Genomic DNA, 16,932 nt, shown 5'->3' on the forward strand with positions numbered 1-16,932 from the left:
GCCGGGTGTGCACCATCTGCCGCTCCCGGTCGTCCATTGCCCATCGGGGGAACAGTGGCAGGGAGAGGTCGATCCGGTCAATGGCCATAGGACCAGCGGTGGGCTGACTGAGTCGCCTACGGGAGAAGGTGCGGCATGGAGACTACGTGTCCGGTGTGCGAGGCAGGAAAGTCGGTGTTCTACGCGAATATCGATGGGTACGACTACGCGCGGTGCGTCTCTTGCGGGTCACTGCATATTGCCAACGATGTGCTGGTTGATATCGACAACGGGAATAGCACGCGTCTGTACGATGAAGCCTATTGGAACGAGGAGTTATGCTCGGCGCGTACGCGCGCCAGAGGGGAATCGTTGACCCGGGCTGGCGAGGCATTGCTTTATTGCCAGCGACCGGTAACGCGCTTTCTCGATGTGGGTACCGGCCCCGGCTATCTGCTTGACGAACTGGCTAAGCAATATCCAAAGCGACCGGACTTGTTCCATGGCGTCGAACTGTTTCCTCCGGTGGAACGAACATCCCACCCGAAGTACGTGGAAGGCGACGTGGGCATGCTGGAGGAAACCTATGATGTGGGAGTGTGCATCGAAGTCATTGAGCACCTCACACCGCGGATGTTGGGCAAATTGGCGGACGGGCTGGCCAAGGTCAGCCTGCCTGACAGTCTATGGTTGTTCAATACAGGCATGCCTGACTATGTGATCAATGAGGACCGCGGGTACTTGGATCCGTTACATCGCGGACACATCGTCTCGTACTCCTTGCGCGGAGCCGCACATATTTTTGAGCCGCGCGGATTCCGCATTATGGCGCTGCCTGGAAAGAGTTTCGCTTTCGTCGCTGAATTCCAGCCTGCCGCGGATGCGCTTGATTTCGAGTACCGTATCTATCACCCGTTGCCGCACAACGACGCTCTGCTACGCGAGTCTGGGCTCATGCGCCAAGCCGCCTTCGAGTCGGCCCGGGCGTACTTTTACTATTCGGAATTCATGGCGCGAACGGAGTGGGCGTTGAGTCTTCAGCGAGAGCTTGGCCACAAAAAATGATCGAGCACCGGCTTCTGATGCCGTGTGCCGCGAGAGCTGCAGAATGGCGTTATGAGCGCCGTCCTGCGGTTTGGATATCACGTCGTTTTCGGTATCGGCGAGATCGACCTCAAGGCTGCGACCCCACGAATCCAATCTCCTTTCCAAGAGCGGCGAGTGGGCGCGCGTCGCGCGTCGTGGCTACATCAAGAAGATTATCGACTTCGATGCGGACGTTGACGGGTTGACCAGGCGTGATGCCGCAGCTGTCCGGAATCGGAAAGTTCAGCTTCGAAACGCCTCCGGGTTTACTGTCCTGAGTCGGCGTAGCGCAGCCATTGAAGCTGACCATAACCTTCGGAGCGCTGTTGTACAGGTATGAGGCCTGCGAAGGCGTATAGACAATTAGTTCGAAGTGATCGCCAGCCTTGGGTGTTAGGAGAATGAGGTTGTCGTCGCTGAGCCAACGACCATTACTTCCCTCGGAGGCGTTGAATCCACGCATATAGCTATAGTTGTCGGCAGCATGAATGTGGCGTTGGACTTCGTCGTGCTGAGGGGTAAGCGGTGAAGGCGTCAACGAGATGGCCGCCAGCAGAGCATAGCCATCCCGTGGTGCATCGGACAGCTGGTAGTTCGAGCGAACACGCCCAAGGTAGTCCGAAGAATCACTCGGAGCCTGCACGAAATAGACCGGCCGTCCGGTTTCCAGGCGCGATACGGGAATGTCATTGAAATCCAGAATGAGCCGCTCCGCGAGAAGGGAGATGGTTGGGGCGGAATACCAGCCGACACCGAAGATGTAGGCGTTCTTCGGAAGCGCTCGTACCTCTTCGACCACGTGTAGGAGCGCGCGATTGTCATCAAGATTTGTGCTGGCGTAGACAAGCGCTCGGGAGCCCTTTACCAGCCATACCAGTGGTAGGCTAAGAATTAGGCATGTGATCAATATGGCCGAAATCCTGGCCAGTCTGCCGTACGCACGATTGCGCCAATCACTGGACCAGGTTGCGACAAACATGATCATCCCGACATTGGCGCAGATCATGCCGTCGATGATACGCCGGTGCCACGCTTTGGCTGTGGGCGTTACTAGCAGCCACCACGCCATGTAGACGATGGCGATAACTAGGATAGTCAGTGTGCTCCACTTGCCTACTTGCTTGGGTGAACGCAAAAGCGTTGCTACCCCGGCGAAGCAGAGGAGTACAAGCCATAGGGCGGTGGCCCACATGGCAAATCGATAATCATGACTCAGATGATGCAGATGCAAACTCAGTTTTCCGAGCAGGCCCGTCGTTGTATCCGCAAGTCCAGTGTGGACACCCGCTTGCCGGAAGATTCCCGACGTTTCCTCTGTCCACCAGTTCGTCCAGGCATCGACGCCGCCCAACGCCACTGCTCTCCATAACTCCATTGCAATCATGGTGAGTATGCCGCCGGCTGCCAGTGCACCCATCCTCTTCATATGCGGCGCCCGCTGGCCATCTGCAGGACAGGCCAGCTCCAGGATGACGCAAAGGCAGAGAGCGCCTGCCCCGATGAGCATCACCGTCTTGGTAATCACGGCCAGCGCGAGAAGCACACCCACCACGAATGCCGTGACTAGTGGTCGCTTGCTTCGCTCGCTGTAGAAGATAGTAGTAGCAGCAAAAACTAAAGAAATAGCCGGTATTTCGCCATAGCCACCGAAACCGAATTCCAGTATGCCAGGCACAACGGCAGCGGTGCAGGCTGCGAAGAGTGCAAGCGTCCGGCTCCCTCTCTGCCTCACCAAAAGGAAGGTGGTTGCCAGCAGTAGGGCGAAGTAGGCGATATTCACTACTTGCGCTTGCGGAATGGCTATGCCCCAAATCTTGAAGACAGCGGCGGCTGGAAGGATGTATGGAGCGCCTGTTTGTATCTCATGGGGGAAAACGTCGCGCTGCGCGTAGGAGCGGCGATAGCCTTCGTCCTTGGCGATGGAGCTGGCGACTTCCAGATTCATGCCACCATCGAACGATGGCGCCGAATGAATCGCTACCTTGGCTGTCCCGATAAAAAGCAGGGACAGCAACAGCCCAAAAAAAATGGAAGAAATGAGAGAAAGCGCTTTCGCCGAGCGCCCTGAGTCGGAGCTCATATTCATGCCATTAACCATTTTTAATATTTGCATGATTACGATCGCTGCTTCCGAATTCCAGGTGCCGGAGACGAACATCGATTCGTTCCAGTAGTTTGCGGTTGGTCGCGATCAAGTCACCGATCAGTCCCATCATGCTGAACAGCATGCCGAGCGTGAGGCACAAGGAGGCGAAAATGACCGACTGAACATGGCCCTCTCCGCCATTGTCGAAATAGAAGTAGAGGAACCGGACACCGGCGACCGCCCCGGCGAGAAGAAAGACCGATCCCGCATAGAAGAACAGAGCCAGCGGGCGATATATCACGAAGACGCGCAGGATCGTGACCAGCGAACGCTGGACGTAGCTGGAGATGCTCTTCACCAGGCGCGACGGCCGCAGATCGCCATTGGTACGGATCGGCACAGAGATGATACGCAGGTTGCTCTGGCCCGCCTGGATGATGGTTTCCAGCGTATAGGTGTAGGCGTTGAATACGTTCAGGCGCATGGCTGCTTCGCGCGACATCGCGCGGAAACCACTGGGAGCGTCCGCAACATCGGTCTTGCTGGCCACACGCACCGCCCAGCTGCCAAGACGTTGAAGCTTCTTCTTGACCCAGGAGAAGTGTTCGGTTTGTTCGATTGGTCGCGCGCCAATGACGATGTCGGCTTGTTGAGCAAGAATTGGCGCCGTCAGTTTGGGAATGTCGGCACCGCAGTACTGATTGTCCGCATCGGTGTTGACGATGACATCCGCGCCGAGCTTCAGGCAGGCGTCGAGACCGGACATGAAACCCACCGCAAGGCCGCGGTTTACCGGGTGGCGCACCACGTGGTGGACACCGTTCTGGCGGGCTACTTCTGCCGTATCGTCAGTTGAGCCGTCGTCGATGATCAGCCATTCAACTGAGTCAAAGCCCTCGACCTCACGTGGCAACTCTGCCAGGGCGATTGCCAAGGTTTCGGATTCATTGAGGCACGGAATCTGGATAATGAGTTTCATGGGTCGTCCTGGAGTGTGGTTCGCGTACGCGTCGGGGTTCGGTTCGCGTCTCAGATTGTTGGAGCGCTGTGGCACGATAACATCGGGGTTGCTTGATCCTGGATATCGCAGGCGCGTACCGCACGGCCAAAGGCGTCGTCTCTTCAGGGTCGATCAGGGGCGCTCTCCAACTGGCCATACACGCCAAGCGAGCGAGCCTTTCCGTATTAGCCATCACGCCGGCGAAACATGACCACACTCCCCCAGATAAAGTTGATCAGGTCACCCAGGGTGGTGGCTATGCGCAGTGCGACAACAAGCAGGACCACTTCCACGGGAGGCAGCACCCCGCTAAGCCAGGCGCTCAACATGGCTTCGCGGATACCTAGACCGGCTGGCGCGCCAGGGGCAACAAAGCCCAGGATCCAGCTGCTGGCGAATGCGCCGATGAGGAATATCGGGCCAGGTATCGATACGCCTGCGGGTGCCAGCGAGCCAGCAACCAGCCAGAGGCCGTAGCCGATCATGACGAAACTGGTCGCATACAGTGCATAGCAGATACCGACCGTTACTGGATCAAGATGCAATCTAGCGGGCGCGGCTAATAGCTCTTCGCGTGCCGGGTTTCGCAAACGGGTCAACCATATGGCAACACGCGGCGCCAGCAGCAATGCGACCAGCGCACCTACAGTCACCCCAATCAGTAGCGGTACCCGGTACTGGGTTATTTGCCATTGCAGCAACGCAGATGGAGGTGCCCACAGCAGGGTGAGTGCGCCGATATGTGCGCTCACAACCAGTGCCAGCAGGAGTTCATAGGCTATGGAGAGCAGCGCCGGAGACATCTGCACGCCAATGCCACGCGTCAACGCGATGCGCCCGATGTGCTGGGCCACATTGCCCGGGAGGTATTTGCCAAACTGAGTGGTGGCCACGATGGATAGCAGGCGCGAAAATTTGGCAGGCTGGCGCATGGCATGCAACAGCCTCGTCCAAGCAAGGGCCGTTGTCAGGATGGACAGTGTATAGAGCAGGGTAAGGCAGGCCATAGCGGCAAGTACCCTACTGTCGAGCAATGCCGACAAGTCCTTGCCGGCCAAGGCGCGGTGCGCGTAGACCACGAAATAGCCGCCAGCGACGAGTGCGAGCAGGATGCCTAGGCCTTTCAGTGTTCGCTTCATGATCGGCGCGTGCCCACTGCAGATTTCTTATGCTGTGCCGATGAAGACGAATCCGCACCACTGGGCATTGCCGCAAGCGTGGCTGGTTTGCTGCGGGCGGCGTGTGGCTGCTTGCCCCATTTCCAGCATAGGCATTGCAAGAATGGTGACTCTCTACCCGAGCGACGGCACGGATGGCGCAGGAGGCCATTTCTGTGTGAGGCGCTCACGGGAAAGTACTTGTTCCCGATGTGGGCCACGTCAGTGCGTGGCACGGTCGATCCACTCCCATGTTCGTGTTAGGCCTTCTTTCAGGGAAGTTTGATGGCGCCAGCCGTAGGCCTTTGCCGCATGCGTGGCGGCCATAGCGATGCACGAGGCGTCTACAGCCCTGCCGGCGTCGTAGCTGCGGTGCAATGGCTTACCCGTAGCCGCTTCCATGACGTCGAAGAGTTCGTTGAGGCTGATGCTGGCGCCACTGCAGACATTGAAGATTCTCGTGCCTTTGAGCATGGGGGTATCGAGAATCATGGTGCAGAGTCGGACCAAGTCGTCGATGTAGACATAGTCGCGACGGACAGATCCGTCGCCCCATACGTGGAGTGTCTCGTTGCGTAGAATTTTGCCGAAGGCGGCCGGAATAACGCCGAAACCGGGGCGTTCGGGCTGGCCTGGGCCATAGATGTTCGAAGGACGCAGAATAGTGGCCTTGCCGTCGAACTGGTCGCACCAGGCTGAGACGAGATGTTCCGAAGCGAGCTTGGCTGCGCCGTGATACGAGCGGGGGTGGACACGCGCGCTTTCGTCGGATGGCAAGCCGGAGGCATCTGCGTAGAGCGAGCCTCCGGAGGACATGTATAAAAGCTCCACGTCAGGGTGATCCTGGAGCGCCTGCAGCAAGGAAGCGGTGATGTAAAGATTGGTGTTCACCTCCTGCAACGGCCGCGCTGCCGATGTGCCAGGTGTTGATGTCGAAGCAAGATGCACGACGGTATGGCTACGCGTGAGCAAAGAGGTGAAAGCTTCTGGTTCCCGGAATTCGCCGACTATCGATTCAACCAGTGGATGCTTGAATCCCGGCGTGCTGCGGTTGACGGTGATGACCGGCGTGCCCTTCAGGGCCAAGGTTCGTGTCAGGCTGCGCCCGACAAAACCGCCTCCGCCGAGAATGAGTACCGCCTCAGTCATCTTTCCTTCCTCCAAGCAGCCGCGTATAGATGCGCCAATAACGATTTGCGCAGTCGTCCCATGTACCGAGGTCCTTGGCCACACGGCGGCGCGCGGCTTCCCCGAAACGATGATTGGTGGCCCCGTCCTCCAGCATGTCCAGTGCGTTGCTGTAGGTTTCCTTGGAGTCGCACAGCAGGCCCGTCTCGCCGTCGACGACGACGGTGGCATGCGCCGGCATACGGGAGGCAATGATCGGCAGGCCGGCAGCCATGGCTTCCAGCATTACCTGTGGCCGTCCTTCGGCGTGGCGACTCAACGTTACCAGTCCGCAGGCGTGAGGAAACCACTCTTTGGCCAATTGCGCCGGCGCGGCGGGGCCGTGGTAGTGCACCCAATCGGGTACATCGATGTCCTGCTCCATGGGCCCGAACAAGTGTAATTCACGCGAACCATCCTTGAAGAGCGGGTATGACCAGTCGAATAGCGGCCCGAGCTTGTCCATGGTAAGACGCGCAACCACGATCCAGCGCTTGGGATGATTGGCGACCTGTGTACGATCTATGGCGTACCAGACCGGGTCGATGCCGAATGAAACAGGACAGATCTCGGCGACATCGCCGAATGCATGTTGCAGGGGATCGCGCATCCACTCGGCGTTCGGGCAGATGGCCACCTTGCGCCCGTGCATCATCCTGCGAAGCAGGGGGCGCATGAATGGCAACCTGAGCAGCCTCAAATCATTGCCCAACACGGTTATGAGGGCGGGCTTGCCGTCGCGAGGCAGTGGCAGCGCGGACTGCAGCCAGTTGATGTGGTAGATGTCCGTATCCGGATGCCTTCGATAGGCTGCGGCGAGTAGGAGTAGCAGCTTGACGGGCGCAAGCAGTGCCCGGATGCCGCCGCTCCGCATCATGTGCGAGATGCCGCCAAGGTCGACGAGCTTTCCAAGCCACTGAGCTTCCGCTGGTGTGGAGGCATTGATGACCCCCTCGGGAAGTTCACCGGGTGGTGCCCACACGGTCAACTCGTTGGAAGGTGTGCGCGCCAGCGCGTAAACCATGTTTCTGATGAACACACCACGCCAACCGGCGGCATCGCGTGGATACATGGTGCTGACCAGAAATACGCGCATTATTTCAGCCCGCTGCCGATTTGAGCGTCAGCGGAGCGAGGAAATCGATTGAGCATGAGTGACATCTGATTTGTATCCAATGCGGAATCCATATGACTCAAGTTACGTGTGGTGTGGGGTATGCGGCATTCGGGTTTGACAGGCTGACAGGGCGGCATTGTGTCGGCCACTGCATGGTTTTTCGAAGGACCATCGGGTTGCGGCAGCAAGCTGTCGCAGTTGGACTATGTCCGGTCCGGGGTGACGGCCGGTTCACACGGCTTGCGCACTTCCAGATGGTGCCCGGTGCATATGTTGTCCCAGTTAGGCCAAGCCAATGACAGGAGCCAGGTAGTCACATTGGTGGTAAAAATCGCGATCAGGGCCACCGGCAGCAGAATCAACTTCAGGGCTCCTCGCCTCGTATCTACCCCACCGGCGATTGCCAGGCACATAACCAGGCCGGCTGCACGTATCGCATGGCCGGATCGATGCAGATCCGTGACTTCCAGTTTGGCGCGCGCCATGTCCCTGCGCAGACCGAATTCGGTATAGCGCTGGAAGTCGAAGGGTTCGTTGTGCACGGGGTAGAGGAATGGCATGGAAATCCAGGCACGACCGCCCGGCTTCAGTACGCGTGCTATCTCCTTGACCGCCAGAGCAGGATCCGGAACGTGCTCAATCACCTCGAGACAGACGACACCATCGATGCAAGCATCGGCGACAGGGAGATGGCAGGCATCGGCGAAAATATCCGGTCTCGCGTTGTAAAATTCATTGCCGGTTGCCGGATAGTCCAGCGCGACGTAACTCGCTGTTTCGGGCAGATGGGCGGCGATCCATCGGTCGGCTGCACCGACGTCGAGAATCACGCCGGTTGCGTTTTTGAGGCCTCCGGGGGTTTGGCGTCGACCCAACAGCCACTGCGGATGTATGGGTGTGCGCCGGAGCAGTCGGGCACAATTGCGTATTACGCCCATTGCCGTGTTGCCTCCGGGCGGATTTGCTCGACATCTGCTCTGCGCAGATCCGACGCAATTTGCGTCAACCCCGATTTCCGCAATATGAGCCCTTCTGGTTTCATTGAATTTCCCATCCCTATGCGAACTGGTCATCCATGGTAAACGAACCGCCCGGGTCGAGGGGTTTCCTCGCCGGTTCGGATAAGACCGCAATGCGAGCCGTGTAATGCAGAAAGCCCAGGCGGCGTGGCCGTGAGCCCCGATCCCGAGCACTTGGGAAGGAGTTCATGGAACCGCTCAGTTCAGTGCCGCCTCAAGCTCCGGAATGATCTTGAACAGATCCCCCACCAGGCCGAAGTCGGCCACTTCGAAGATCGGCGCTTCACCATCCTTGTTGATCGCCACGATGGTGCCGGCGTCCTTGATGCCGGTGAGGTGCTGGATGGCGCCGGAGATGCCGATGGCCATGTACAGCTCGGGGGCGATGATCTTGCCGGTCTGGCCGACCTGTAGGTCGCTGGGGACGTAGCCGGCGTCGACGGCGGCGCGCGAGGCGCCGACGCCGGCGCCGATCTTGTCCGCGAACTTGAAGATGATGTCGAAGTTTTCCTTCGAGCCCACGCCACGGCCGCCGGAGACGACCTTGCTGGCGCTCTGCAGGTCGGGGCGGTCGCTGCTGCCCTGCTTCAGCTCGACGAAACGGGTATGCGTGGGGAGCGCAGCGTCGACGGTCAGCGCTTCGACCGGCGCGCTGTTGACACCAGTCGTGGCGGCTGGCCACGAGGCCGAGCGGATCGTGGCGACGACAGTGTGGGTGGCGTCGGCTTCGACCGTGATGATCGCGTTGCCGGCGTAGATCGGGCGCTTGAACGTGTGCGCGGCCTCGACGCTCATCACGTCGCTGACCTGGGCCACGCCAAGCAGGGCGGCGACGCGCGGGGCGACGTCTTTGCCGAACGTGGTGGACGGCACGAACACGTGGCTGTAGCCGGCGGCGGCCTTGGCGATCTGCGGCGCCAGCACGGCGGCCAGCGGGTGGGCGTTCTCGGCTCGGGCGACGGTGAGCACGCGACTCACGCCGTCGATCTTCGCCGCCTCGGCGGCGATCGCGTCGGCGCTGTCGGCCAGTACCAGCACGTCGATCGCTTCGCCCTTCACCGCAATGGCGGCACTCACGGCGCGCGCGGTGGAGGAGTTGAGTTTGCCGCCGAGGTGTTCGGCGATGACCAGGATCTTGCTCATGATGTATACCTTTGGCAGTACGTCGAACGTGCCTTCGTGCCGTCATTCCCGCGAAAGCGGGAATCCATTTTTCGCACGCCTGAAAGACACTGGATTCCCGCTTTCGCGGGAATGACGGCATGGGGTGAAAGCGCGATATTCATAGGCGGGGATGGGCAGATCAGAGCAGCCCTTTCTGCCTCAGCGCAGCAACCAGCTCGGCCGCGTCCTTCACCATCACGCCCTTGCTGCGCTTGGCCGGCGCGGCGTAGTGCGTGGTCTTCAGCTGGTCGTTTGCCTCGACGCCGAGCGAGCCGAGCTCGATCGTGTCGATCGGCTTGGACTTCGCCTTCATGATGTCGGGCAGCTTGATGAAGCGCGGCTCGTTGAGGCGCAGGTCGGTGGTGATCACCGCCGGCAGCTCGGCTTCGATCACTTCGAGGCCGGCATCCACTTCGCGGGTCACCGTAGCTTTGCCGTCAGCGATCTCGACCTTGCTGGCGAACGTGGCCTGCGGGCGGTCCCACAGCGCGGCGAGCATCTGGCCGGTCTGGTTGGCGTCGTCGTCGATCGCCTGCTTGCCCAGGATCACCAGTCCCGGCTGTTCTTTCTCGATCAGCTTGAGGAACACGCGGGCGGCAGTCAGCGGTTGCACGGCGTCGCCGGTGACCACGTGGATGGCGCGGTTCGCGCCCATGGCCAGGCCGTTGCGCAGGTGCGCGGTGAGGTCGGCCGGGCCGATGCCGACCACGATCACTTCTTCGGCGACACCTTTCTCGCGCAGGCGCAGCGCCTCTTCCAGCGCGATGTCGTCGAACGGGTTGGCCGACAGCTTGACGCCGTCAGTGACCACGCCGCTGCCGTCGGGCTTGACCTGGATGCGCACGTTGTAGTCCACGACGCGCTTGTAGCCGACCAGAATTTTCATCTGCGATTCCTGTCTCGTTGGCCGCCCCAGCAGGGGTGCGAAACCGCCATTCTACCCGGCATCGAACAATCGTACGAAATGAACGGTTCGGCGACGCAGCGAGGGTGATCAGCCGCTGCGCCGCGCGTACGGATACGTCCCGGGCGCCGCTTCGGCGAGGCCGAGCAGGCCGGCCGCGCTGAGCGTGCTGAAGCCGCCGGCGCTGGCGCTCAGGCTGAACACGCGTTCGATGGCGTGGGCCAGGGTGCCGTCGAGCTGGCCTGCTTCGGCCTCGAACTCCGCCACTTCCAGATGGGCGTCCAGCAGCAGGCGCAGTGCCGCCGGGCGCAGCCAGAACATGCTGCCGGCGATGAAGTTGTCGTGTTCCACCTGTGGCGCCGCGATGCCTAGACGACAGGTGAGATAATCGACGTTGGCCTGGTTGGCACCCCAGTAGTAGTCCAGCGGCTGCAGGTGGCCTTCGGCGTGCACCAGGCCGAGCGTGGCGTCGTCGCGGAAGGCAGCCGCGATGCGCGCGGCGCGCTCGGGCGCGAGCAGCTTGTCGAGCAGTTCGCGGCGCCAGGTCTCGCCGTCCTGGCGATGGGTGGAGCGCTTGCCGTGCAGTTTCAGCACGGTCGTCACGCCTTCGTCGAGCAGGCGGTTGGCCACGTGCAGGAACGGCAGGATGTCGCGGCCGCGATTCTCGAACACGTCGATCTCGGCGTCGAGGCCGAGCTGCGCCATCCGTTCGCGCACCGACTGTTCGCGCTCGTGAGCGGTGGTGATCACGATGCGCCAGTCGATGCCGCTGGCGCGCAGCGCCGTCACCAGTTCGTCCATCAGCTCGGGATACCAGACGTGGATCACCGCGCAAGGGCGCGTGTCGACGGCTGGCATCGGCTGCAGCGCGGTGCGGGTGGCTTCCAGCCAGGCGTGGCCGAGCCGGCTGTCCGGCTCCAGCACGGCGCCTTCGGCCCATTCATTCCACGCGTTGACGAACACCAACGGTTGCGCCGGAAAACGCCGCTGCGCAACACCGACGGCATACCGCAGCCAGTCGCGATAGCCGCGCGGCGAGGCATGCGCGAACACGCGGCCGCCGCCGCTGCGTCGCGGCTCGTTGTCCCAGCCCGGATTGACGCCGGGATAGCGCGGATAGGCGGGTTCGGGCTGCGCCATCGACTGCCGCGCCAGCTCGCACCAGTCGTGCACGTCGCCGCGGTAGTCCGGGTTGAGCAAGTGCTGCCGCGCGGTGATCGGCGCGGACGTGGTGTTGTTCGGCGGGAACTCCACGGCGGTGTCGAAGCCGATCGTGCGCGGATCGACCCGGTCGAAACTCTGCACGTAGGCAAGCTGGATCTCGCCGACGCCGTTGGCGCGGCACCACTCGCGCCAGCGTGCGGCGGTCGCCTTCGGGTCCGGCAGCAGGCCAGGGCGGTAGACCAGCAGCAGCGGCTTGCCGTCGACGCGCAGGTAGCGTGGATCGGCGAGGTAGCGGGAAACGTGTTCGATGAAGGCGAGGTCGTCGGCGGGGCTGTGCTGTTGGCCGATCAGGATGTCGTCGGCGCGGCCGTCCCAGCGTCGCGACCAGTTCTCGTTGGCCCAGCACAGGCACAGCGGCAGGTCCAGCGCGGGGTCGGCCAGCCATTGCTGCAGCGGTGTCTCCAGCAAGGTCTTGCCGGCGAACCAGTAGAAGTAGCTGCAGAACGCACCGATGCCGTATTCGTGCGCCAGCTGCATCTGCCGGCGCATCGTGTCCGCCAGGCGCAGGTCGTAGAAGCCCAGCTCGCCGGGCAGGCGCGGCTGGACATGCCCTTCGAACTGCGGCAGCGCGCGCGTCACGTTGTGCCACTCGGTGAAGCCTTCGCCCCACCACGCGTCGTTCTCCGGAATCGGGTGGAACTGCGGCAGGTAGAACGCCACCACGGTGGCGGGCAGCGGCGTCGGCAGTGTGCCGCTGCGCCGGGGGACGAAACCGATCGCGCGGCCGGCGGCCTGGCTGCGCGGCCGATGCTCGGCTTGCGACACCTCGACCGACTGGCCGCGCGGCCCTTGCGGCAGCAGGTCTGCGTGCCGATCCAGGAAGCGCTGGCGCAACCGGTCGCGCGTGGTGCCCGGCATCGGGGTCAGCCGGAAGCCGGTGCGCAGCACGGTGAACAGATAGCGTTTGGCGAAGTCGCGAGCGGACATGGCGGCCTATCGGTGGCGATGCCGAAGCATCGGCGCTGGCGCGCGCGTGGTCAATCCAGCACGCGATGCAGGGCGGCAGCGGCGGCGGCGGCGGAGAAATGCTGCTGCACGTTGTCGAGGCCGCGCGCGGAGAGCTGCTGCCAGAGCGTTTCGTCGCGCTGCAGCCGCAGCACCGCCGCGACGAAGGCGGCCGCGTCGTCGGCCACCAGCACGTTCACGTCGTCGGCGAGCTGCATGCCCTCCACCGCGATGGTGGTGGCGATCACCGGCACGCCGTGACTCATCGACATATTGATCTTGCCCTTCACGCCGGCACCGAAACGCAGCGGCGCCAGGGTGGCGAGGCAGCGGTCCAGCCATAGCGCCAACTCGGCCACGCGGCCGTGGAATTCGAGGCCCGGCGTGGCCAGCGCGCGCCGCGCCGCATCGGGCATGTCGCCGAGCACGTGCACGCGGATGCCGGGTATCGCTTCGCGCAGTCGCGGCAGGATCTCGTCGGCGATCCAGTGGACCGCGTCGCTGTTCGGCGGGTGGCCGTAGCCGCCGATGAAGACCAGGTCGCGGCGCCCCGCGTAAGGTTGCCGGCAGCCGTGCACGTCGTGGATGTTGGACAGCAGTTCCACCCGCGCCTGCGGCAGCAGTCGCGCCAGCAAGGCCCGCTCGTGCGGGCTGACCACGAAGCTGACGTCGGCTTGTTCGATCAGGGCCAGCTCGCTGCGGCGTGCAGCTTCGGCCTGGCGGGCCATGATGCTGCTGCCGCCGAGTTCGGCGGCGCGCCGCTCACGCAGGAAGTGCAGGTCCACCGTGTCGAACAGCAGCTTCGCCTGCGGCGCGTATCGACGCACCAGCCCGGCGTACTGGCCGGCGACGGTGTGCCGGCACAGGATCACCGCGTGCAGTTCGCTGCCGTGCTCGCGCAACCAGCGCGGCAGGTCCGCCACCCACGGCCTGCTCAGCACTTCGCAGCCCAGCGCGCCGAGCGCGTCGAGTTCCGCCGGACTGGCGCGGCCATCGTCGGGCAGGAAGGCGGTGCTCCAACCTTGCTCGTCGAGCAGGCGCAGGATCGCGCACAGGCGCAGCGAGCCGGAGTCGCGCGCAGGCTCCGGCGTCATCGCGTCCACCACCAGCACGCGGCCGCGCCGGCGCCAGTGGATCGCACGTTCGAGTGGCGTGCCGGTGGGCGGCTGGGCGGCGAGTTCGGCCGTCCATTTGTCGACGAACTTCGCCTGGTTGGGCCGCTGGTGGCGCTTCATGCCACGGTCGAGGTCGGTGCCGGCGCTGATGCCCTCGCAGTGGATCGCGGTGCTGGCCGGCTCGTAGTACACGCGCAGGCCGAGTCGGCGCACCGCGAATGCCAGGTCGGCATCCTCGAAGTAGGCCGGTGCGTAGCGTGCGTCGAAACCGCCGACGCGGCGGAACACTTCGCGGCGGATCAGCAGCGAGGCGCCGGAGACGTAGTCGACCTCGCGGCGGCAGCGGAACAGCGGCACGTCGCGCGGTTCGAAGCGGCCGGTGGTCCAGCAGCTGCCGTCGGCGAACACCAGTCCGCCCGCTTCCTGCAGGCGCCCGTCCGGATAGACCAGCCGGCTGCCGGCGATGCCGCAGTCGGCACGCTCGGCGAAGCAGCGCAGCAGCGCGTCCAGCCAGCCGGGCGTGACCTGGGTGTCGTTGTTGAGGAACAGCAGGAATTCGCCGCGTGCCGCAGTGGCGCCGGCGTTGCAGCTGCCGATGAAGCCCAAGTTGGCGGCGTTGCGCAGCAACTGCAGGCCGCCGACCTGCGCCAGCGTGGCGGCGCTGGCGTCCGGCGAGGCGTCGTCCACCACGATCACCTCGAACGGCACCTGCGCACGGTGCCGCGCCAGCGAGCGCAGGCAAGCGAGGGTGTAGGCGAGCTTGCCGTGAACCGGAATGATCACCGACACCTGCGGCTGCTCGCTGACCGGCAGCGCGAATGGCGCGAACGGTTCGTCCAGCGGCAGCAGCGCCAGTGCCTCATCCAGCTCGGGACGTGACTGGAACTCCTGCCGCATGCGCGCCAGCGTGCCGCGCCAGCCGCGCAGCGCGATGCTTCCGCGCGTGCGCTGCCACAGGTAGCCGAGGCGCTTGAGTCGCCAGTGCAGATTGCCGATCAGCGGATTGCCCTCGGCCGCATCAGAGGTTCTGATAATTCGGCCCGGAGCCGCCTTCCGGCGTGACCCAGGTGATGATCTCGTACGGATCCTTGATGTCGCAGGTCTTGCAGTGCACGCAGTTGGCTGCGTTGACTTGCAGGCGGCGGCCTCCTTCATCCTCGACCATCTCGTAGACGTTGGCCGGGCAGAAGCGGGTGCACGGGTTGCCGTATTCGGTGGTGCACTGGTCGATGCAGATGTTCGTGTCGGCCACGTGCAGGTGGATCGGCTGGTCCTCGTCGTGCTCGGTGGCGGCGAAGTAGACGCCGGCCAGGCGGTCGCGCGGGGGCAGCGTGCGTTGCACGTAGTCGCGCTTCGGCTGTTCCTGCGCGCCCAGCTTGTGCAGGCTGGACCAGTCGGCCTTGTTCTTCAGCGTCCACGGCGACAGGCCGGCGGTGGCGGTTTCCCAGGCGGCATTGAAGATGCCGAACCACAGACCTTTCTTGAAGCCGGGTTTCACGTTGCGCACTTTCTTCAGCTCGGCCATCACTTCCGAACCACGGAGCCTGGCGTCGAAGCCGCGGGCGTCGAGCTTTTCGGCCAGGTGTTCGGCGGCCAGCATGCCGCTCTTGATCGCCTGGTGGGTGCCCTTGATCTTCGGCACGTTGAGCAGGCCGGCGGTGTCGCCGATCAGCAGCGCACCGGGCATTTCCACTTTCGGCAGCGACTGGTAGCCGCCGGTGGCCATCGCGCGCGCGCCGGCGGAAAGAATGCTGCCGTCTTCCAGCAACGGCTTGATCAGCGGGTGATGCTTCCACTGCTGGAATGCTTCCCACGGCTGATAGTTGGGGTCGCTGTAGTCGAGCCCGCTGACATAGCCGAGCGCGATGCGGTCGCCGTCGAGGTGGTAGAGGAAGCCGCCGCCGTAGGTGCGGGTGTCGGCCGGCCAGCCGAAGCTGTGCACGATCTTGCCGGGGGTCACGCGGCCGGCCGGCACCTGCCACAGCTCCTTGATGCCTATCGAGTAGCCCTGCGGGTCGCTGTGCTGATCCAGCTTGAAGCGCTTGACCAGCTGCTTGGTGAGGCTGCCGCGTGCGCCTTCGGCCAGCACGGTGACCTTCGCCTTGATGTCGATGCCTTCGGTGTAGCCCGGCTTGTGCGTGCCATCCTTCGCCACGCCCATGTCGCCGATGCGCACGCCGGCGACCGAACCGTCTTCGTTGTAGATGTTGTCGGCGGCGGCGAAACCGGGGAACACGTCCACGCCCAGCGCCTCGGCCTGCGGTGCCAGCCACGCGCACATCGCACCCAGCGAGACGATGAAGTTGCCGTGGTTGTGCATGCCCGGCGGCAAGGGCAGCTTGCGCGCCCCGCTCTTGCTGAACAGGTAGAACTCATCCGGGCCAGCCGGCACGCAGATCGGCGGCGGGTTGTCGCGCCAGCCTGGCAGCAGGGCGTCCAGCGGCTGCGGCTCGATCACCGCGCCGGAGAGAATCTGCGCGCCGATGGTCGAGGCTTTCTCGATCACGCACACGCTCACTTCCGGCTTCAACTGCTTCAGGCGAATCGCGAACGACAGGCCGGCCGGGCCGGCGCCGACGACGACGACGTCGTATTCCATGGTTTCGCGTTCGCTCATGGCGGACTCCGTGCAGGCAAGGTGAGGATGTTCGTGTATCAGCTTCGAGGTGGGGCAGGATACTTTGCCGTATTGTCCCGGTTCGCGCGGGTCGCGGCAAACGATGGGGCGGCGTATCTGCCGGGATGGCGAACTTGAATTAGTGCCATTCGGGCACGACGCACAAGTCCGGATCGGTTTTCGCCGAAATGACAGGCAATGGCTTGTTCGGGAGCTTCCTGAGGAAGAGTGGGGGGCTTTTCGTGAAGAAGGCGGCAACCATTACGATGCCAAACCGGATGGAAATCGGCCGATGTGGTGTTGGGGTGGATCGCTTTATGCCGAGGCTACCGTTTCACGCTCTCCGCAAGAG

General features: G+C 63.1%; 12 protein-coding genes. 1 reads left to right on the forward strand and 11 read right to left on the reverse strand.

Annotation, left to right across the window (positions count from 1 at the left end; translation table 11 throughout):
• Positions 1–174: 174 nt before the first annotated feature.
• Entirely contained in the window at positions 175–1,044 is an 870-nt protein-coding gene (locus ASG75_RS11930) for a methyltransferase domain-containing protein (protein WP_157616966.1), read from the forward strand.
• 109 nt (positions 1,045–1,153) lie between these two features.
• Here ASG75_RS11930 and ASG75_RS11935 read toward each other — a convergent pair whose 3' ends face one another.
• The 11 genes from ASG75_RS11935 to ASG75_RS11985 all read right to left on the reverse strand — a co-directional run bounded on the left by ASG75_RS11935 (position 1,154) and on the right by ASG75_RS11985 (position 16,580).
• Complete coding sequence (locus ASG75_RS11935; RefSeq protein ID WP_157616967.1) at positions 1,154–3,223, reverse strand: hypothetical protein; 2,070 nt, start codon at positions 3,221–3,223, stop codon at positions 1,154–1,156.
• Entirely contained in the window at positions 3,156–4,130 is a 975-nt protein-coding gene (locus ASG75_RS11940; protein WP_056389546.1) for a glycosyltransferase family 2 protein, read from the reverse strand. The genes ASG75_RS11935 and ASG75_RS11940 overlap by 68 nt, the downstream gene beginning before the upstream one ends.
• A 206-nt stretch (positions 4,131–4,336) precedes the next feature.
• A complete protein-coding gene (locus tag ASG75_RS11945; protein WP_056389548.1) occupies positions 4,337–5,290 on the reverse strand; it encodes a lysylphosphatidylglycerol synthase domain-containing protein in 954 nt (317 codons plus the stop codon).
• Between the two features lie 240 nt (positions 5,291–5,530).
• Entirely contained in the window at positions 5,531–6,457 is a 927-nt protein-coding gene (locus ASG75_RS11950; RefSeq protein WP_056389551.1) for an NAD-dependent epimerase/dehydratase family protein, read from the reverse strand.
• Positions 6,450–7,571 carry a glycosyltransferase family 4 protein gene (locus ASG75_RS11955; RefSeq protein ID WP_056389555.1) on the reverse strand — a complete coding sequence of 374 codons (1,122 nt, stop codon included), beginning with the start codon at positions 7,569–7,571 and terminating at the stop codon, positions 6,450–6,452. Before ASG75_RS11955 ends, ASG75_RS11950 begins: the two co-directional genes overlap by 8 nt.
• A 224-nt stretch (positions 7,572–7,795) precedes the next feature.
• The gene (locus ASG75_RS11960; protein ID WP_082547596.1) at positions 7,796–8,665 is read right to left on the reverse strand and encodes a class I SAM-dependent methyltransferase; all 870 of its coding nucleotides are present in this window, start codon (positions 8,663–8,665) and stop codon (positions 7,796–7,798) included.
• A 144-nt stretch (positions 8,666–8,809) separates the two neighbouring features.
• Positions 8,810–9,754 carry an FAD-binding protein gene (locus tag ASG75_RS11965; RefSeq protein WP_056389560.1) on the reverse strand — a complete coding sequence of 315 codons (945 nt, stop codon included), beginning with the start codon at positions 9,752–9,754 and terminating at the stop codon, positions 8,810–8,812.
• 160 nt (positions 9,755–9,914) lie between these two features.
• Positions 9,915–10,661: an electron transfer flavoprotein subunit beta/FixA family protein gene (locus ASG75_RS11970; RefSeq protein ID WP_056389563.1), complete on the reverse strand. Its 747-nt coding sequence runs from the start codon at positions 10,659–10,661 to the stop codon at positions 9,915–9,917.
• A 108-nt stretch (positions 10,662–10,769) separates the two neighbouring features.
• On the reverse strand, positions 10,770–12,830 hold the full coding sequence (locus tag ASG75_RS11975; protein WP_056389567.1) for a glycoside hydrolase family 99-like domain-containing protein: 2,061 nt from the start codon (positions 12,828–12,830) through the stop codon (positions 10,770–10,772).
• Positions 12,831–12,880: 50 nt separating this feature from the next.
• On the reverse strand, positions 12,881–14,860 hold the full coding sequence (locus ASG75_RS11980; RefSeq protein ID WP_056389570.1) for a glycosyltransferase: 1,980 nt from the start codon (positions 14,858–14,860) through the stop codon (positions 12,881–12,883).
• A gap of 121 nt (positions 14,861–14,981) precedes the next feature.
• A complete protein-coding gene (locus ASG75_RS11985; protein WP_056389573.1) occupies positions 14,982–16,580 on the reverse strand; it encodes an electron transfer flavoprotein-ubiquinone oxidoreductase in 1,599 nt (532 codons plus the stop codon).
• Between the last annotated feature and the right edge of the window lie 352 nt (positions 16,581–16,932).

Source organism: Rhodanobacter sp. Soil772, assembly GCF_001428385.1.
Lineage (GTDB): Bacteria > Pseudomonadota > Gammaproteobacteria > Xanthomonadales > Rhodanobacteraceae > Rhodanobacter.